Here is a 20,097-nt window from a genome sequence, read left to right on the forward strand (position 1 = left end):
TATGAATGGAGTTATAAATATCTTTAAACCTAAAGGAATGACATCTTTTGATGTTGTTAGAGAAGTAAAAAAAGTTTGTTCCACTGGAAAGGTTGGTCATACAGGAACCCTTGATCCAGAAGCTACAGGTGTTTTGCCAGTATGTATTGGAAGAGCAACAAAGATAATAGACTATATCATGGATTCAAGAAAAGTATATGAAGTAGAGTTTAAGCTTGGAATTAAGACTACAACATATGACGATGAAGGTGAGATTCTTGAAACACGTGAAACCAAGCATTTAACTGATGATGAAATACTTCAGGCAATAAAGGGATTTTTAGGTGAATATTCTCAAGTGCCACCTATGTATTCAGCACTTAAACAAAATGGTGTTAGACTATACACTTTAGCAAGACAAGGAATTGAAGTTAAAAGAGAAGGACGAAATATAACTATTTATAATATTGAAAATATAAAAATAGATAATCCTTTTGTTTCAATGAAGGTTACATGCTCTAAGGGAACTTATGTAAGAAGTCTTTGCTATGATATAGGGGAAAAGCTTGGAGTTTATGCAACAATGACAGAGCTTAATAGAGCTGAAACATCAGTTTTTAAGCAGGAAGATTCAATTAATATTAAGAATCTTACTAGTGAAAACTATTCAGAGCACTTAATTTCCATAGAAGAAGCATTAAATCATTATGATAGAATTAATATAAATCATAAGTATGCAAAGCTTTTAGTAAATGGAGTGAGAGTTGGAGACACTAGATATACAAATGATAAAGTTGAAAATGAAAAATTATACCGTGTATATGATGGAGAAAAATTCTTAGGTCTTGGAAGCAAAAATAATGAAGGATTTAAGATTACTAAACTATTAATAACTTAGGAGAAAAATAATGTTAGTGTTAGAAGATGCTATTTTAAAGAAAGAAAATAGGAAAAACTTTGTAGCCTTAGGCAGTTTTGATGGATTGCATAAAGGGCATTTATCTCTAATACGTAAGATAAATCAGCTGGCTGAAGAAGGTAAAGGACAATCAATTGTTTATACTTTTAAAAATCATCCTAGAAAATTTATTAATATAAATAGTACATTGAATTTACTTATGACTAATGAAGAAAAGATATCTATTTTAGAAAAAGAGGGGATAGATATCTTAGCCTTTAAGAAATTTGATAAAGAGACTATGAAAATGAGCCCAGAAGACTTTATTAAAAATATCTGTGAAAGCTTTAATATCAAGGGTATTGTAGTAGGATTTAATTTTAAGTTTGGTTATAAAAATGCTGGCGATATTAAGTTGTTAAATGAACTTAAATCTAAATATCATTTTGATTTATATGTTATGGAGCCTTGTATATATAATGACTCAGTAGTAAGTTCAACTAGAATTAGGGAAGCTATAATTGATGGTAATATGGAAGAAGCTTTTAATATGCTTGCACGACCATATTCTCTTGAAGGGAAGGTAATTCATGGTAAGAAGCTTGGAAGAACAATAGGATTTCCAACGGCAAATTTAGAAATAGACAAAAGCAAATGTATTCCTGCAAAGGGGGTATATTATACCAATGTATCTATTAAAGGAAAAATTTTTAAAGGAATTACTTCTGTAGGGCATAATCCTACAGTAAATGGGAAAGAATTAACTATAGAGACTTATATTCTTGATTTTAATGAAGACATATATGGGCAGAATATAACTTTATATTTTATTAATAAGATTAGAGAAGAAATAAAATTTAATGGCTTAGAAGAACTGGTAAATCAATTAAATGTAGATAAAAGTTATGCTGAAAAAAATGGAATTATTATTTAATATTGATTTTATTTTGTACTAAACGACAAAATTACTATTAAAATAAAATTTGTTTACAATATTAAATTAGTCTGATATAATAACTGATGAACAAACCTATATCTAAGATATGAGCTTTAACTTATACCATGGATATAAGGGGATAATATTACGGAGGTGTCATAATGGACGCAATAAGAAAGCAAGAAATAATTAAAGAATTCGGAAGACATGAAGGAGACACTGGTTCACCAGAAGTTCAAATCGCACTTTTAACTGAAAGAATCAACTCTTTAACAGCTCACTTAAGAACTCATAAGAAAGATCACCACTCAAGAAGAGGTCTTTTAATGATGGTAGGACAAAGAAGAGGATTCTTAAAGTATTTAGCTGCTCAAGATATCGAAAGATATAGAGCTATAATTTCAAAATTAGGCTTAAGAAGATAGTCTGTAGAGCGGGTTTTATCCGCTCTATTATTTTAAAGATTAAAAATTAACCGAAAGACCTGAAGGGAGGTTATATAAAAATGACTAATGTACTTACAAAAAACATAGCTGGAAGAGAAATGAAAGTTGAATCTGGTAGAGTAGGAATGCTTTCAGATGCAGCAATATTCATGAGCTATGGAGATACAGTTATATTGACAAATGTTAACGCTTCAGAAAAACCTAGAGAAGGAATAGATTTCTTTCCACTTAGCGTTGAATATGAAGAAAGATTATATTCAGTTGGTAAAATACCAGGTGGATTCATCAAGAGAGAAGGTAGACCTTCAGAAAATGCAATTCTTTTTGGAAGAGCTGTAGATAGACCTCTTAGACCATTATTCCCAAAAGGGTATAGAAATGATGTTCAAGTAGTTTGTACAGTTGTTTCTGTAGAACAGGATAACTTACCAGAAATTCTAGCAATTAATGCTGCGTCTATGGCATTATGCATATCAAGCATTCCATTTACAACACCAGTTGGAGCCGTCCAAGTAGGATTAATCGATGGAAACTTTGTTTTAAATCCAACATTAAAAGAAAGAGAAGAAAGTATTCTTCAATTAACTGTTTGTGCAACAAAAGAAAGAGTAATGATGATTGAAGCTGGTGGAGATGAAATACCAGAAGAAACAATGATCAAAGCAATTGAATACGGTTTTGAAAAATGTCAAGATATCGTAGCATTCCAAGAAGAAGCTATGGCTAAATTTGGTAAAGAAAAAAAAGAACCAGTTCTTTATAAACCAAACGCAGAATTAAAAGCTGATATAGAAGAGTTTGCTGGTGAGATGATTAAAGCAGCAATGTGGATTACTGATAAAGATGAAAGAAATGCTGCTATGGATATTGTAAATGATAAAATCATAGAAGAATTCCAAGAGAAGTATGCAGATTGTTTAGGAGATATCAATGAAATAGTTTACTCTATGCAAAAAGAAGTTGTAAGAGATATGCTTCTTAACCATAAGAGAAGACCAGATGGAAGAGCATTTGATCAGATAAGAAAGATTTCATGTGAAGTAGGAATATTACCTAGAACTCATGGTACAGGTTTATTCACTAGAGGTCTTACTCAAGTTATGACTGTAGCTACTTTAGGAGCTGTAGGTGACATCCAAATAATAGATGGTATTGGTGAAGTAGAGTCTAAGAGATATATGCATCACTATAACTTCCCTGCTTATTCAGTTGGAGAAGTTAGACCACTTAGAGGACCAGGAAGAAGAGAAATAGGGCATGGAGCTTTAGCTGAAAGAGCTTTAGAACCATTAATACCTTCAGAAGAGGAATTCCCATACACTATAAGATTAGTATCTGAAGTATTAAGTTCCAATGGATCAACTTCTCAAGCTTCAGTTTGTGGTTCTACACTAGCATTATTAGATGCAGGTGTTCCAATAAAGAGACCAGCAGCTGGTATAGCAATGGGATTAATAACTTCAGAAGATTTAGTTCATGAAGAAGTATTAACAGATATACAAGGAATTGAAGATTTCTTTGGAGATATGGACTTTAAAGTTGCAGGTACAACAGAAGGTATAACTTCTATCCAAGTTGATACTAAGATTAAGGGGTTAAGCTTTGATGTAATTTCTAAAGCAATTACTGATGCTAGAAAAGCAAGAATATTTATTTTAGATAAGATAGAGGAATGCATTCCAGCGAGCAGAAAGGAAGTATCTAAATTTGCACCTAAGACTTGTACTATAAGTATTGATCCAGAAAAGATAAGAGATGTAATTGGTGCTGGTGGAAAGGTAATCAATAAGATTATTGCAGATACTGGTGTTAAGATAGATATTAAAGAGGATGGTACAGTATTTGTTTCATCACCTGATCATGAAGGGGTAAATGAAGCCATAAGAATTATTGAAGGATTAACAAAAGAAGTTCAAGTTGGTGAAGTTTACTTAGGTAAGGTTACAAAAATTGCTGCTTTTGGAGCATTTATTGAAATATTACCAAATAAAGAAGGATTATGCCACATATCTAAATTAGATAAAGCAAGAGTAAATAAAGTTGAAGATGTAGTATCTGTTGGTGATGAAATACTTGTAAAAGTAACTGAAATAGATCAACAAGGCAGAATAAACCTTTCTAGAAAAGATGCATTACCAGATGAAGAGGAAACAACTGAACAATAGTATTTATTCAGCGAAATAATATTTATTATGTGAAAGAGAATTATTAAAATTCTCTTTTTTTAGTATATAGAATAAAATAGTATAAATTAAAATAAACTAAAATCAAACTATAAAAGTGGAGGTAATTATGTTTGAGATATATACATTAGATAACGGATTAAGAGTTGTTACTGAATATATTGAACATGTGAATTCGGTAAGTGTTGGAGTTATGGTTCAAAATGGATCAAGAAATGAAGAAAATTCAGTTAATGGAATTTCACATTTTATAGAGCATATGTTTTTTAAAGGTACTAATAAGAGAAGTGCCAAAGAAATAGTTCAGCACATAGAAAATGTAGGTGGACAAATTAATGCCTATACTAGCAAGGAAACAACTTGTTATTATACAAAATCATTATATACACATTTAAATCTTTGCCTAGATGTACTTTCAGATATGATTCTTAATGCAAAGTTTGATGATGAGGAAATTGAAAAGGAAAAAGGCGTTGTAATAGAAGAAATAAATATGAGTGAGGATAATCCAGAAGATGTTCTAGAAGATATCCATTCAAAGGTAATATTTGGTGATAATTCTCTTGCTGATCCAATATTAGGAACTATTGATATAATTAAATCATTAAATAGCAGTAAAATTAAGGAATATGTAAAAAAACATTATACTCCCCATAATTCAGTAATAAGTATATGTGGAAAATTTGATAAAAATGAATTAAAAAAATTAATGGAAAATTATTTTGGTTCTTGGGATAAAAATGAAATATATATACCAACTTATAAAGAAGTAAACCTTTTAGGAGGGGCAGCTTATGTAAATAAGCAAATTGAACAGCTTCATATAAATATTGGTTTAAAGGGACTTCCATATGCTCATGAAAGAGCATATTCACTTGCTTTATTAAATAATATTTTTGGTGGAGGAGCTTCATCAGTTTTATTTCAAAAGGTAAGAGAAGAGTTAGGACTTTGCTATACTATATATTCATATTCACAGCCTTATATAGGTGTTGGAAGTTTAAATATTTATACTGGTTTAAGTAAACAGTTTGCAAATAAAGCATTAGAAGTTATAAGTAGAGAGCTTAAACTTTTTGCAGATAAAGGCATTAGTGATGAAAAGCTTAAGATAAATAAAGAAAAACTTATTTCTGGTTATCTTTTAGGTTTAGAAAGCACTGCATCAAGAATGTTTGCTAATGCTAAATGCTTGTTATTACAAAATAAGATAAAAACAGCAGAAGAAGTTACTGAAAAGATTAACAAAATAAATAAGCAAGACATAAACTATGTATTGGAAGAGTGCTTTAAGCCGGGAATAATAAGTGCATCATATGTGGGTCAAGATGTAGAAATTGATGGATTAAATAAAATAGTAGGACTTTCTGACGTAGCGTACAATAGAGATTTGATTGTAAATGACAAAAGAGTATAATAATTATGTCACTGGGTTAGTAAAGTTACCTAGGTAATAAATTACCTCCTTTTAGCATAAAATTTTATGAAAAGCAAGGAGGTAATTCGTTTATGAAAGATTTTGAATATTATGAAAAAAAGGTAGATAGTTCTGAAAAACTTATTAGTGATTTGGAGAAATTTGAAATATTTAATTTAGAATGTGCAGAAAAATATGATAGTTCTCAAAATATTGACTTTATAATAGATGAAGAAGGATGCTTAAAATTCTTGGTTGTAGGTGTTAGCAGTAATAAGTTAAGCTTTTTTGGAGGTAGCAGGGAATTTGTAGAAATACCTTGGGAATGCGTTACTAAAATTGGTGCTAACGTAATAGTAATCTCCGCAGAAGAAGGAAAAATTAAAAGAGCTAAAGCTTAGCTAAGGAGGAGATTTCCTTGAATATAATAGTACAAAAGTTTGGAGGTACATCTGTATCTACAGAGGACAGGCGAAAACAGGTAGCGGTTAAAGTAAAAGAGGCAATTGATAATGGGTTTACACCTATAGTGGTTGTATCTGCTATGGGGCGAAAAGGACAACCATATGCCACTGATACTTTATTGACTCTTATAGATGATAAATTTAAGGAATCCAATAGAAATTCCAAAGATCTCTTGATGTGCTGCGGTGAAATTATAAGCTCTGTTGTAGTAGCAAATGCTTTATATAATGAAGGAATTCAAGCAGTACCATTAACAGGAGGACAAGCTGGAATAATTACTGATGATAATTTCTGCGAGGCTGAGTATATAAGCATTGATATAGATAGATTACTATCAGTGGTAAGAGAAGGAAAGGTTCCTGTTGTTACAGGTTTTCAAGGAATAACTAAAGATGGATATTTTACTACTTTAGGTAGAGGGGGAAGCGATACTACAGCATGTATTCTAGGTAATGCTGTAAATGCAAAAGAAATAGAAATATATACTGACGTGGATGGGATTATGACAGCAGATCCAAGAATAGTTGAAGATGCTTCACTTATTGATGAAATAACGTATAATGAAGTTTTTCAATTGGCAGATCAAGGAGCTAAAGTAATACATCCTAAAGCTATAGACTTAGCAAAGAAGGGCAATATTCCTCTATTTATAAAAAATACCATGGGTGAATCAAAGGGGACATTAGTAAGTAATAATACCATAGGTAATGAAAGAAGATATATTACAGGTATAACTTATCTTAATAACAGAATTCAAGTGAGGATAAGGTTATCAGAAAATAGCAATATAAAGGTCTATCAAAATTTATTAGAAATACTTGCAAAGAATCATATAAGTTTAGATCTTATCAACATCTTTCCAGCACATCAATTTTTTACAGTAGATAAATCAGAAAAGGAAAATGTATGTAGTATACTAGAACTGGTGGGAATTAAATATAGCATAATTGAGGAATGTAGCACAATAGCTATAGTGGGAGCAGGAATGACAGGGGTACCTGGTATTATGGCTAGGATAATAAATGTGCTGCAAAATAATAATATTGAAGTATTACAGACAACAGATTCTAATATGACTATATGGTGCCTTATCTATACTAAGGATATTGAAATTGCCATAAATCTTTTACATGAAGAGTTTGGTTTATCAAAAGTCCATTAATTATTAACATTAATGGAAAAATATAAAAGGATATCTTGGTATTAGGGACTTTTTATAAAATATGAAAAGTTCCTAATGCTAAAATATTGTCTATAGTATATAATAAATATATATTATAGACAAAGGAGATGTTTTTTTGAAGATAATTTTTGATAAAAAAGCTAAAAATGCATTAGAGGAAATGATAAAAAATAGTAATGAGAATTATATAAGAGTTAAGCCTTTCATTGGGTGTGGAAAGCCAGCATATGAAATATATGTAGATTTCAAAGGTGAAAATGATATTGAAGAATCAGTAGATGGAATAACTTTTGTAGTACATAAGGAATATGAAAAAATATGTAATGGTATTGAGATAAAGTATGATAAGGATATATATAATAAGGGATTTTATATAAGATCTATATAGAAGTTGAAGCCTTCAGAGAATGAAGGCTTCAATCATAAAATAAATAATTTGTAAACATTATCTTTTTTTTAAGTCAATGCTGAAAAATAAAGTTATTTATGTTATGCTTAATAAAGGAAAATATATACGTAAAGGAGAATAATATGAAATTTACCAAAAGATTAGTTGTGGGATTAGTATCAACAGGAATCATTGCTACCCTTTTCACAGGATGTACTACAAAAGATGTGACACCAGTTAGAGCTGAAAGTGCCGAAGAGGTAATAAACTTATTTAATGAATATAATAAAGCAAATGACATAGAAAACATGGTTTCATTATATTCTGATGTATATTTAGATTCGGTAGGCTATAGTAGTGGCACAGTAGTAAAGATGTTAGAAGCCAATAGAAAAAATGCTCAAATTACTAAGTCTGAAACTGAAAGTATTGAAGCTATAGATGAAAACATAGAAAAAGCAGTGGTAAATATGGCAATTATGGAAGATGGAAAAGAAGTTCCATACACATATACTTATGCCATGATAAAAGAAGACGATGGATGGGCTGTTTCACCAGATGGAGTAATAGAGTGTATTAATGTTGAAGCTCCAGAAATAGTTTCAGGAAAACTTAATATATACTTATCAAAAATCATAAAGCTAGTAGATGGATATATTTTAAGGGCTGATATATCAAATAATAGTTCAGAAGCATATAGCTTTGGTAAGGAAGGAAATTTATGTGAAGTTGTAGTAGAAACAACGGAGGGACAATACAAAACACCTATGTTAGAAGAAGTTAAACTTGATAAGAAAGTAAAAACTTACTTTATGGCAAGGGCTGATGAGTTAAAGGGAGAAGTTAAGAAGGTTACTATCACTAATGTATATGATATAGAAGATGATGTTATAAAAGAAGATAGTATAAGAGATATTGTTATTTATGAAAAATAAAAAAACATATTAAATTTAAAAGAAGCTAGTGTCTAACTTTATGTGACACTAGCTTCTTTTAAATTTAATAATTCTTTAAGCTTAAATATTACAGCATAATACGATTTAGGCATTCCAAGGTCAATAACATTTTCAATAATTGGATAATGTTTTTTAAAAGGAAGAGCCTTAATATATTCGCTACAGTTATTTAAGCAGCTAAAAATGATAAAGTCAATATCTTCAATTACTAAATTTATAATATCTTCAAAAGGAATGCTATTTCCATTATATATGGTATTTAGTGGATTAAATTTATCATTATCTAAATCATCATGCCAATCATCTAAGGCATCCATTAGATAAATCCATTTTCCAATTGAGTAGCCAAGATTATAGAGAGTTTCTCGTATTTTAGCATTGTCATCTGGAAAACTATATGGATATAGACTTAGGATGGAGGCAATTATTACGCTGAAGGGATGACATACCTCATCTAATGATGTAAAATTAAGATTTTTTTCATACTCAGATAAGATGGTCATATTTTCATCAATAATGGAAAAAAGTGATTTTAAATGATTTTTGGCCTTCTTATCAGCTGGAATAAAAAGTGTATAAAATAGTCTACCTTTAATACTTCCATCATCTACTATATCATCTTTAAGCTTTAAGGTGGAAATGATTATATTAACGGCAGAAATATAATTTAATGCATTTGTAGGTTGACAGATTACAGTTTTAGTTGTTAAATGTTTAAGACAATGAATTGATTTAGTATTGATAGGTTCATTGCTTAGCCCATCTAAAAGGAAACCAATGAAGGTTAAATCATAATTTAAGGTTAATCGAGGAAGATTGCCAAAGTTTTCTTTTATGGTATTACAAAGACCACAGTAATAGCTTTTAAAATAATAGTAATCTCCAAGCTTTAACTCATTGTATAGTGGTGTAATATAACCAAACATTTATTTACTAGCCACCTTACTTAACACATTTTTCCACCACTGTTGCCGCACATGTTCATAGCACCATTATTTCCTCCTGAGAATAGGCTTTGAAGTAGCATGTTTTGTAAAGGATTGCCATTCATTGCATTACCACCAGTAGGATTTTGAGCCATTCCTCCATTTGGAACTGCACCACCAGCTGGATTATTACCCATTGGATTAGCATTGCCGCCCATCATATTTGCTAAAGGATTCCCTCCACCCATCATATTTCCTAAATTACCCATATCTCCGCACATGCCGTTACCACCGCCATTATTTCCACCACACATGTTCATATTATTTTGATTAGCTTTAATATTGGCAGCGGCAGCAGCTCTAGCATAATTTTGCTTTATGGTGTTGATCTTTCTTGATAAAATAGCCATGGTTTCTTTATATTCAGGATTTGTTGGGTTTAATTCAGCAGCAGTCTTTAAATGATTTACTCCAGATTGTACCCAACCTTTCTTTAACATGACAAAACCCTTTAAATAATTCCATTCAGCATTATTCTTATCAGAAATTAAATTTAATTCTGTTTCAGCAGAAATAAATTGTTCATTTTCAATGAGACTTCTAATCTCTTTATACTTTAAGTCATTGATAAGTGTGTTATATGCTTCATTAGCTTCAGAAATTTTATCTTCCATCAAATAATAATCATCAGAATCAGCATTATCAATTTGATAAGTATCTACGATTCTTTCATAAGCATTTTCTATTTCATCCTTTGATGCTGTAGGCGGAATGCCTAAAATTTTATATGGATTCATTAAATAAATCTCCTTAAAGATTTGATAATTCAGTATAGTATATTCTAAATATGGTAAATGAGTGCTTAGTTATAATAGCCAATAATAAGTTATAATATTTTGAATAGTAAGTTAAAATACTAATAAGAAAGATACATTTAGGAGGAAAAGATGATATTACCAAAAGAGTTTTATGAAGAAGATGCCATAACTGTAGCTAAAAAATTATTAGGAAAAGTCTTAGTGAGAAAAGTAGATGGTAAAGTTATAAAGTGTAAAATTGTAGAAACAGAAAGTTATATTGGAGATATTGATAAGGCTTCACATGCTTACAATGGTAGAAGGACAGAACGTACAGAGCCACTTTTTCATAGCGGAGGTATATCATACGTCTATTTTATTTATGGATTATATCATTGCTTTAATGTCATAAGTGACAAAGAAGATATAGCATCAGGAGTACTTATAAGAGCAGTGGAACCTTTGGATAATTTTGAGTATTTAGCAGAAATAAGATTAAAGAAGAAGTATGATAAATTAAGTAAAACACAAAAAAAGAGTCTTACCAATGGACCTGCTAAATTATGCATGGCACTTAATATTACAAAGAAGGAAAATTATCATAGGTTATACGAAGAAAGTACTTTATATATTGAAGAAGGAAATAAGGAAGAAATAGACATAGTTGAAACCACAAGAGTTGGAATAGATTATGCTGAAGAAGCTATCAATTTTCCATGGAGATTTTATATAAAAAATAACGTATATGTATCTAAAAAATAAGAAAAGTACTGCCAGGATTATTTGGCAGTACTTTTTTATATACAGTTAATAAAATCTCCACCCATACATTCACAACATTGGTCTAAGCATATAAGATCACAACAGCTTATTTCATAATTGCAACAACAGTCATCACAGCAACAACAAGAGCAACCACGATTTCGTCTTCTGTAGCCACTACTATAGTAATCATCAGAATAATGTCTATGCCTTGCCATAAGATTAACATAGGATTCCTTAATAAATACATTGGATGGATCTAATGATATAGCATTATTAAAGTAGGATAGGGCACTATCATACCATGATTTATTAAATAGTATAAGCCCATAAAGGTAATTCCACATAGCATTTTTTTCAGCAATGGAATTAAGTTTTTCTTCTGCTAAAGATGCTTTATTTTTATTTATAAGACTAAGTATTTCATTAAATATATTTTCATCATAACTTTTACTAGTTTCCATGAATAAATCATCTCCTTAAGGTATATTACAATTTTATGTAGTTATATTTAATTATATACAAGAGAAAATAAGTTAACAACTTACTTAATAAATAATAATGTTTAATAAAAGAAAAACATGGTATATAATATAATAGTTAATTTATTAAAAGCGTGAGGTGGAGCAGTGAATATTAGAGAGTTAAATAGTTTAATGACAAGTCATGATATAAAAAATAGGCTCCCAAGGGGACGAAGATCTGTAAATGAAGGGTTAGTACATCAAGTTAAATCTATGGTAGACCCACAGTATGACTCTTTAGATATTTATGGTAAGGTTATGTCTAGTGAAAGTAGAGAAATGTATAGTATTAATATTTCTATAGACATAAAGAATTTAAAGTTAATATATACAGAATGTGAATGCCTTGATTATAGAAATAATGCTGATTTTAATGAAAATTATATATGTAAGCACGTAGCTGCCACATTTTATAGATTTATAGATATCCTAGAAGAAAGGCTTAAAGAAGATAGTAGAGATCAAGGCTTAAATCCTAGGAAAATAGATATGGATTATAGCAAAAAACTGTTAGAACAGTTAGATGAAGATGATAATGAAAAAGAAATGTTAAATATAGAGGTTTCTTTAGAAAAGAAAAGCTATTTTAGAGGCGAACCTTTTTTTGAAGCAGATTTTAAAATAGGTAGTAATCATCTTTATGTAATGAAAAATATTCCTGAGTTTGTGAAAGCAAAAATAAATGAGGAAAAATTAATTTATGGTAAGAATTTCATTTATGATCCAAAAAGACATTACTTTTCAGAGGAAGATGAAAGAATTATTGATTTTATTGAAGAATATGCAGGGTTAAATGAAGCATTAGGCAGTGGTCCTTCTTATGGAAGAACGAGCAGTGGACTAATTTCTAAAAATAAGATGTTAGTAATACCATCACAGACATTAAGAAGATTTTTAGAATGCTTATCTCATAAGAAAATAATATTTATGGAGAAAGATGAAGAAAAAAAGATACAGATAAAGAAAGAAGATATGCCACTAATGTTTAATTTGGAAGAAAGCGATAACAGTATTAATTTAACCATAGCAAATAACCTTCCAAAGCCGCTTACATATAAAGGAGATGTGTATATTTACGATGATGTAGTATATCTACCATCAAAAAAGCAGGCTCAAAAATATAAATTATTTTACTCAGCATTAAAGGATAATGAAAAATTATCATTTAAAGGTGAAAAGAAGAAAGATGTATTTACTAAGATAATTCCTGCTTTAGATATAATTACAAAAGAGGTTAATCTTGATGATAACCTAAAGAAAAATATAGTAAAAGAAGATTTAAAGATAGAGATATTTTTTGATAGAGATAAGAAAAGCACTTGGGCTGATGTAAAGATGAATTATGGTGAAGAGTCTTTCAATCTTGCTAATGGGCCAAATAATGAACAATATATAATAAGAAATTTAAATAAAGAACAACATATTGAAAATGTTTTAAATGGACATAAATTTTATAGAGATAAAGGAAAATTTATCTTTAATGGTAATGATGAGAATTTATATGAATTTTTTTTAAGTGATTTAAAAGATGTGAAAGAATGTGCAGAGGTATTTTATTCTGATAGGTTTAAAGATAGGAAGATTTATGGAGCTACATCTATGAAAGGATCTATAAAGAGAGATGGTAATAGCAATTTCCTAGAGTTTACCTTTGAAGTGGAGGAAATTGATAAATCAGAGTTTGCAGATATTTTGAGAGCTTTTAAAGAAAAAAGAAAGTTTTATAAATTGAAGAATGATTCATTTGTCAACTTTACTGATGAAAAGGTGAAAGATTTTTTTACCTTGGCTGAAATATTAGCTTTAGATAATAGAATAGATGATAATAGAATTAGAGTTCATAGAAATAGAGCAGCATTTATAAATGAAGCAATAGAAAGTGGAAATATGTCCTATATAGATGGCAAGGAAATTGTATCACATATTTCTAATAAGCTTAAGACTATTGAGGAAGTTAATTATAATATTCCAACAGAATTGAATGCTAAGCTTAGAGATTATCAAATAACTGGATATAATTGGTTTAAGAATTTAAGTCATTATGAATTTGGTGGGATTTTAGCAGATGAAATGGGACTTGGAAAAACAATTCAAACCATAACATTCTTGCTTTCAGAACAGGATAACCATAAAAAATCACTTATAGTGACACCAACATCATTAATTTATAATTGGAAAAGTGAGTTTGAAAATTTTGCACCATCAATGAATGTTGCTGTATTGCATGGAAATAAAGAAGAGAGAGTTGAAATTATGGAAAATATATCTTCCTATGATGTTATACTCACAACATATGGAACACTTAAGAATGATTATGAATGGTATGATGGCAAGGAGTTTGATTATTGTATAATAGATGAAGCACAACATATAAAAAATTCTCAATCTATAAGCAGTGAAATTGTAAAAGAAATAAAAGCTAAAGTTAAATTTGCACTTACAGGTACACCAATAGAAAATAATCTCTTAGAATTATGGTCAATTTTTGACTTTGTAATGCCAGGGTACCTTTATAATAAAAATCGGTTCCAGGAAAGATTTGTTGGAACTAGAGAAGGTACTGTAGCGCTTAAGAAAATGATACAACCTTTTGTTTTAAGAAGACTTAAGAAAAATGTTATGTTGGAATTACCAGATAAGATAGAAAAGAAGTATTATGTGGAAATGAATGAAGAGCAGAAGAAGGTTTATTCATCTTATATTGCCGATATAAAGGAAAAGATGAATGATAAGGATATTACTAAGGATAAGATAACTATATTTTCATATTTAACAAAGCTAAGGCAGTTATGTTTAGATCCATCTGTTATAGTTGAAGGGTATAATGGCGGAAGTAGTAAAATAGATACAGCAGTTTCAATTGTTAGTGAAGCCATTAATGCAGAAAGAAAGATACTTTTATTCTCGCAATTTACATCGGTATTGGATAGTATAAAAAAGACATTAAATGAAAATAAGATAAATTATTATTATCTAGATGGATCAACAAAAGCACAAGAAAGAATAAAGCTTGTTAATGATTTTAATAGTAGGAATGATGTAAGTGTTTTTCTAATATCTTTAAAAGCTGGAGGTACAGGACTTAATTTAACATCCGCAGATATGGTAATTCATTTTGATCCATGGTGGAATCCAGCTATAGAAGATCAAGCAACAGATAGAGCTCATAGATTTGGGCAAAAAAGTAATGTTGAAGTAATAAAACTTATTGCAAAAGGGACTATTGAAGAAAAGATACTTAAGTTACAAGAGGATAAAAAAGAAGTAATTGGAGAAATAATGAATGGAGATTATAAGGATGGAAGTCTACTTGGAACATTAAGTGAAGATGAAATAAAGGAATTGTTCTTATAAAGAGGAAGGAAGAAAAATGCTAGTTGAAGAGAGAAAGAAAATAATTTTAGAAAAGTTGAAAATTAATTCTATGGTAACTTTGACAGAACTTATAGATGAAATTGGTGCCTCTGAATCAACTATTAGAAGAGACCTTCAAATGCTTGATAAGGAAGGAAAGTTAAAAAAGGTCCATGGAGGAGCAATAGCTATTGGCGATGATTACTTTAGGAATGATTATAAGGTTATTTTTAGGCAGAAAATAAATAAAAGTGAAAAAAGTGAAATAGCAAAGTTTGCTTCTAAAATGGTTGAAGATGGAGACTATATATATATAGATGCTGGAACAACCACAGAACATATGATTGATTATTTAAAGAATAAAGATATTACCGTAGTTACTAATGGAATTGCTCATGCTAAAAAATTAGTTGATATGAATATAAAAACTTTTATCTTAGGTGGAGAAATAAAAGATGTTACAGAAGCTATTGTAGGTGTAAAGGCTGTAGATGACCTTGAAAGCTATAATTTTACTAAGGGCTTTTTTGGAGCTAATGGAGTAAGTGTAGAAAATGGTTGTACTACTCCAGATGCTAATGAAGCCATGGTAAAGAAAGAAGCAATAAAGAAATGTAACAAGGCATATTTACTTGCAGATAAAAGTAAATTTGATGAAAGTAGCTTTATAACTTTTTGTAAAATGGAAGATGTAATAATAATTACTAATAAAGAAAACTGTGAAAAGTATACAAGTGAAATATTAAAAGTATAGTAGTAGCAATAGTTTGTCGCTGCTATTTATGAAGATATTTAAAGAAAGCGTATGGAGAAAAGGGAGGAAGAAATGAATAAAACAAAAAAGGCAATATTTAATGCAGCAATAAAGGTGTTTTCTATAGAGGGATATGATAGTGCCACAGTGGATGAAATAGCTTCAGAAGCAGGAGTAGCAAAAGGAACATTATATTATAATTTTAAGGGTAAAGAGGAAATTTTTAAATTTGTCATAGATGAAGGAATGAAAGTAATTAAGAGTGAAGTGCTTGACGCCATAAAGGAAATTAGTGATCCTCTTGAAAAGTTAAAAATATCAGCTAAAGTACAGTTAAGATATGTTTATAAAAATAAAGAATTGTTTAGAGTAATAATGAGTCAAATATGGGGAGATAAGAATAGGCATCAAGAAGTGAGACAAGAACTTAGAAGACTTGTAAATATAAATTCCAATAGAATAAATGATATAACTAAGGGAAAAGCAGATAAAGAAGCATTGGAGGTTATGGGATGTTGCTTTGTAGGAATATTATTTTCTTCAGCTCTATATGAAATTTTATATGATGATCAATATTCAGAAAACCATATAGTAGATAGATTTATGGAATATGTTAATTTTGCAATAGATAATATTGATAAAAGAGTATAATTAAGAAAGAGATAATATTTATGAATACAAAAAATATTACTTATTCAGCTGTTTTCTCAGCTATATTTATTTTGTTAAGTGTAATAGCCATTAGTACGGGTATTGCATATACCTTATTTCTAGACGTAATAGTACCTATATATATTTGTATTGTATTTTTTAAGCTTGACAGAAAGCAAGCATTATTTATGAGCATTACTTCATTGACAATTGTTTTTTTTGTATTAGGTAATGTTATAGCAGCAGTTTGGATGGCACAAGGTATGATAATTGGATTTATATGTACATTATTTATTAGTAAGGATAGCAGTATTTTTGATGATTTATTATTGTCATCAGTACTTGCCACTTTTATAATAATATTTGTGGATATATATTTTTCAACACTTACAGGGTACAGTCTCATTAAAGATTCAGAAGAAATTCTACAAACTGTAATAATGGCAGTAAGTACATATAATCCTAATATAATATTACCAGAGTATTATTCATCATTGGTTATTTATTTAAGTATTGCAACCATACCAGTAGGAACAGTGATTGCGGTCTATTTAGGAGCTATGTTTTTAGGAAATAAACTAAGGATATTAGATAAAAATACTAAAAGAAAATTTAACATAATAAATCAATTTAATAAATATGGTGCATTTTTATGTTGTAGTAAACAAGCGTATAGATTTTCTATAGTATATGTAGCCATAGTAGAATTTATTAAAGCTTATAATATAGAAATAACAATGGATTATTTAAGAGTAGTTATTATGTCAGTAGAAGTAATATTCTTTTACTTCATTATAAAAGATTCACTTTCATTTGTTATGAAGTATATAATAATAAGAAATAAGTCAAAGGCAGTATATAAATTATCATTAATATTCTCAGTATTCTCCTTATTAACAAACTTTAGAATTACGTTTTTATTACTTGTTGCTTTCTCATGGATAATTAATAAGAAAATAGGTTTGAGACAGAGGCAGATTAAAATTTTAGAATCGGTTTAATATCTTAAATAAAGAAATCAGTAAAAATTAATTTTTGCTGATTTCTTTTTTTTGTCATTTACATAATTATAGATACATATATATGAATATAAATAAATTCAGAGGTGATTTAAATGAGTATTTATGTATTGAAAGAGTATGTTGAAAAGTGTATAACTTCAGGAAAAAAAGCAACTTTTGAAGGATTAAGGAAATATTATAGTGATAAGAAATGTGATAAGGGCATATAGATAGCTTTTAAGTAGAATTTATAAATTAATTATGTTATTCTAAATTATATTAAAAAATTTATAAGGAGAATATACAATATGGATAAGATAGGAAATAGAAGCAAAGGAATAATTTTAATTATAATTTCTGCCTTTGGATTTGCTATGATGTCTGCCTTTGTAAAATTAGCAGGTGATTTACCATCATTTCAGAAAACATTTTTTAGAAATCTGGTTTCTTGTTTTGTAGCAATGTTTTTTATTATCAAACATAAGCAGAGTTTCTTTGGTAAAAGAGAGAACCAGAAGATATTAATAACAAGATCAGCTTTTGGAACTTTAGGTATAATATTTAATTTTTATGCTATTGATAATCTTGTCTTATCAGATGCAAATATGCTTAATAAGTTAAGCCCATTTCTTGTTATTATTTTTTCAGCATTATTCTTAAAGGAAAAAATAAATTCAAGACAGTTGATTTCCATAATAATTGCCTTTATAGGAGCTTTATTTATCATTAGGCCAGAATTTAATATGGCAGTAGTTCCAGCGATGGTGGGAGTATTAGGAGCAATATGTGCAGCGGCAGCCTACACATGTTTAAGATTTTTGGGAGGAAAGGAAAAGCATTATACTATTGTATTCTATTTTTCAACCTTTTCTTTAATAGTAATAGCACCATTTATGATAGCTGTATATAAACCTATGGGAATTATGCAGTTTATGTACTTGATATTTGCTGGAATATTTGCTACTGTAGGGCAATTTGGAATTACTTTAGCATATAAATATGCACCATCAAAAGAAATTTCAATTTTTGATTATTCCAATATAATTTTCTCAGCTATAATTAGCTTTGTAATCTTTGGAGTATTACCAGATTATATGAGTATAATAGGATACGTAGTAATTTTTGGAGCGTCATTATATATGTATTTATATAATAGAAAATTAGATAAAGAAAGAGCATAGGAGAAATAGTTATGAAGTTTAATCACTTCGATTAATTAGGAGGAATTTATAAATGAAAATAAGAGAAGAATTTTTATGGGGATACGCAGAAAGATTAGAGGAAGATGCAGCAACAGCTCTTGCTTATGCCATGGAAGAATTAGGAAATAGTAAAAATCCAGAAATACATGTTTATGTAGCTGATGCTTTAATGGCATTAGAGGATTATGAGGGAGCAATAGAAGAAATAAATGAGGCTCTAGAAAAGAATATTATTAATGTTAATTATGCTAAAAGCTTAAAAGGTGAAGCTTTATTTTATTTAGAAAGATATGAAGAAAGTAAGAAAGTCTTTATAGAAATATTAGATAGTAATCCTAATAGTTTTTTTGTAGTAGCATATCTTACAGATATAGATATTAAACTTGGAAGATATGAAGAAGGGATAGCAAGAGCAGAAAAAGTGCTTAGTTCAAATACATTAAGTAGTTCAGATGCAGCACATATAAAGGCAAATGTAGGTTGGATTAAGCTTAAATATTTACATAAATCTAGTGAGGCAATGACAGATTTTGAAGATGCTATAAAATTAGATGCAAATATAGGTAGTGTATATATTGGTATAGCAGAATATCATATGGTTAATAAGAATTATGAAAAAGCTTTAGAAAATTATGAAAGAGCGATAGATTTAGATGAAGGCAGTGTTGATGTTTATTATAATTTAGCAAGATGTTTTAAGATTATGGGACATAAGGAAGATGCTTATGAATATTTCAATATAGTTTATCAATATGATCCTAGATATAAAGATGTAAAAAAAATAATAGATGAATTAAATAGCAAATAATGATAGTATATAGGTAAATAGGGAATATGGAGGATGAGAAAATGAGAATAGCTTTAATAGCACATGATAAGAAAAAAGAAGAAATGATTCAATTTGCAAAAAAGAATGAAAGTATTTTAAAGAAAGTTGAATTGGTTTCTACAGGAACAACTGGTCTTAGAGTAATGGAAAATACGAATTTACAAATTTATAGATATAAGAGTGGACCTTTAGGAGGAGATCAACAAATAGGTGCTTTAGTGGCAGATCACAATGTAGACATGATAATCTTTTTAAGAGATCCTCTAACATCACAGCCACATGAACCTGACATTATGGCACTTTTAAGGTTATGTGATGTATATAAGGTACCACTAGCAACTAATGTGGAATCAGCTCAGCTTTTATTAGATGCAATTAACATAAAATTATAAAAAATATTAATGGGGCTGTATCAAAATAATATTTGAAAAAAGGGAATTCGTAT

At 29.2% G+C, this 20,097-nt stretch carries 20 protein-coding genes; 17 read left to right on the forward strand and 3 right to left on the reverse strand.

Translation table 11 applies throughout. From position 1 onward, the window contains the following. Position 1 precedes the first annotated feature (1 nt). The 9 genes from truB to Q5O29_RS07730 all read left to right on the forward strand — a co-directional run bounded on the left by truB (position 2) and on the right by Q5O29_RS07730 (position 8,831). Positions 2–877, forward strand: a complete 876-nt coding sequence (gene truB / locus Q5O29_RS07690; RefSeq protein WP_022212378.1) for a tRNA pseudouridine(55) synthase TruB — start codon at positions 2–4, stop codon at positions 875–877. A 10-nt stretch (positions 878–887) separates the two neighbouring features. Continuing rightward, a complete protein-coding gene (locus Q5O29_RS07695) occupies positions 888–1,811 on the forward strand; it encodes a bifunctional riboflavin kinase/FAD synthetase (protein WP_022212379.1) in 924 nt (307 codons plus the stop codon). A 164-nt stretch (positions 1,812–1,975) separates the two neighbouring features. Then, entirely contained in the window at positions 1,976–2,239 is a 264-nt protein-coding gene (gene rpsO, locus Q5O29_RS07700; protein WP_022168177.1) for a 30S ribosomal protein S15, read from the forward strand. Positions 2,240–2,319: 80 nt separating this feature from the next. Beyond that, positions 2,320–4,425: a polyribonucleotide nucleotidyltransferase gene (locus tag Q5O29_RS07705; protein WP_022212380.1), complete on the forward strand. Its 2,106-nt coding sequence runs from the start codon at positions 2,320–2,322 to the stop codon at positions 4,423–4,425. A gap of 127 nt (positions 4,426–4,552) precedes the next feature. Further along, positions 4,553–5,860 (forward strand): pitrilysin family protein, encoded by a 1,308-nt coding sequence (locus Q5O29_RS07710; RefSeq protein ID WP_022212381.1) that lies wholly within the window; start codon positions 4,553–4,555, stop codon positions 5,858–5,860. Positions 5,861–5,952: 92 nt separating this feature from the next. Beyond that, on the forward strand, positions 5,953–6,261 hold the full coding sequence (locus tag Q5O29_RS07715; protein WP_022212382.1) for a YlmC/YmxH family sporulation protein: 309 nt from the start codon (positions 5,953–5,955) through the stop codon (positions 6,259–6,261). Between the two features lie 17 nt (positions 6,262–6,278). Continuing rightward, positions 6,279–7,487 (forward strand): aspartate kinase, encoded by a 1,209-nt coding sequence (gene dapG / locus Q5O29_RS07720; RefSeq protein ID WP_022212383.1) that lies wholly within the window; start codon positions 6,279–6,281, stop codon positions 7,485–7,487. Positions 7,488–7,623: 136 nt separating this feature from the next. Beyond that, a complete protein-coding gene (locus Q5O29_RS07725; RefSeq protein WP_022212384.1) occupies positions 7,624–7,896 on the forward strand; it encodes a hypothetical protein in 273 nt (90 codons plus the stop codon). A gap of 143 nt (positions 7,897–8,039) precedes the next feature. Beyond that, positions 8,040–8,831: a hypothetical protein gene (locus tag Q5O29_RS07730; RefSeq protein ID WP_022212385.1), complete on the forward strand. Its 792-nt coding sequence runs from the start codon at positions 8,040–8,042 to the stop codon at positions 8,829–8,831. A gap of 38 nt (positions 8,832–8,869) precedes the next feature. Here the strand turns inward: Q5O29_RS07730 and Q5O29_RS07735 are convergent, their stop codons facing one another. Then, positions 8,870–9,778, reverse strand: a complete 909-nt coding sequence (locus Q5O29_RS07735) for a DUF5685 family protein (RefSeq protein WP_022212386.1) — start codon at positions 9,776–9,778, stop codon at positions 8,870–8,872. Positions 9,779–9,798: 20 nt separating this feature from the next. Beyond that, positions 9,799–10,575, reverse strand: a complete 777-nt coding sequence (locus Q5O29_RS07740; RefSeq protein ID WP_022212387.1) for a DnaJ domain-containing protein — start codon at positions 10,573–10,575, stop codon at positions 9,799–9,801. Positions 10,576–10,725: 150 nt separating this feature from the next. Here Q5O29_RS07740 and Q5O29_RS07745 point away from each other — a divergent pair, with 150 nt between their 5' ends. Continuing rightward, positions 10,726–11,337, forward strand: coding sequence for a DNA-3-methyladenine glycosylase (locus Q5O29_RS07745; protein WP_022212388.1), 612 nt, complete (start codon positions 10,726–10,728; stop codon positions 11,335–11,337). Positions 11,338–11,372: 35 nt separating this feature from the next. On the opposite strand, the gene Q5O29_RS07750 is transcribed toward Q5O29_RS07745, so the two are convergent. Continuing rightward, on the reverse strand, positions 11,373–11,801 hold the full coding sequence (locus Q5O29_RS07750) for a M48 family metallopeptidase (RefSeq protein WP_022212389.1): 429 nt from the start codon (positions 11,799–11,801) through the stop codon (positions 11,373–11,375). Between the two features lie 165 nt (positions 11,802–11,966). Here Q5O29_RS07750 and Q5O29_RS07755 point away from each other — a divergent pair, with 165 nt between their 5' ends. From Q5O29_RS07755 to mgsA, 7 genes are all read left to right on the forward strand, one after another. Beyond that, complete coding sequence (locus Q5O29_RS07755; RefSeq protein ID WP_022212390.1) at positions 11,967–15,215, forward strand: DEAD/DEAH box helicase; 3,249 nt, start codon at positions 11,967–11,969, stop codon at positions 15,213–15,215. Between the two features lie 16 nt (positions 15,216–15,231). Then, complete coding sequence (locus tag Q5O29_RS07760) at positions 15,232–15,969, forward strand: DeoR/GlpR family DNA-binding transcription regulator (protein WP_022212391.1); 738 nt, start codon at positions 15,232–15,234, stop codon at positions 15,967–15,969. Between the two features lie 72 nt (positions 15,970–16,041). Beyond that, positions 16,042–16,620, forward strand: a complete 579-nt coding sequence (locus Q5O29_RS07765) for a TetR/AcrR family transcriptional regulator (protein ID WP_022212392.1) — start codon at positions 16,042–16,044, stop codon at positions 16,618–16,620. A 20-nt stretch (positions 16,621–16,640) separates the two neighbouring features. Then, the gene (locus Q5O29_RS07770) at positions 16,641–17,621 is read left to right on the forward strand and encodes a hypothetical protein (protein WP_022212393.1); all 981 of its coding nucleotides are present in this window, start codon (positions 16,641–16,643) and stop codon (positions 17,619–17,621) included. A gap of 308 nt (positions 17,622–17,929) precedes the next feature. After that, positions 17,930–18,802 carry a DMT family transporter gene (locus tag Q5O29_RS07775; protein WP_022212395.1) on the forward strand — a complete coding sequence of 291 codons (873 nt, stop codon included), beginning with the start codon at positions 17,930–17,932 and terminating at the stop codon, positions 18,800–18,802. Between the two features lie 52 nt (positions 18,803–18,854). Continuing rightward, positions 18,855–19,631: a lipopolysaccharide assembly protein LapB gene (locus Q5O29_RS07780; RefSeq protein WP_022212396.1), complete on the forward strand. Its 777-nt coding sequence runs from the start codon at positions 18,855–18,857 to the stop codon at positions 19,629–19,631. A 41-nt stretch (positions 19,632–19,672) separates the two neighbouring features. Then, positions 19,673–20,044: a methylglyoxal synthase gene (mgsA, locus tag Q5O29_RS07785; RefSeq protein ID WP_022212397.1), complete on the forward strand. Its 372-nt coding sequence runs from the start codon at positions 19,673–19,675 to the stop codon at positions 20,042–20,044. Positions 20,045–20,097 lie beyond the last annotated feature (53 nt).

This window comes from Clostridium sp. CAG:265 (assembly GCF_000436575.1).
Lineage (GTDB): Bacteria > Bacillota > Clostridia > Clostridiales > Clostridiaceae > Clostridium > Clostridium lentum.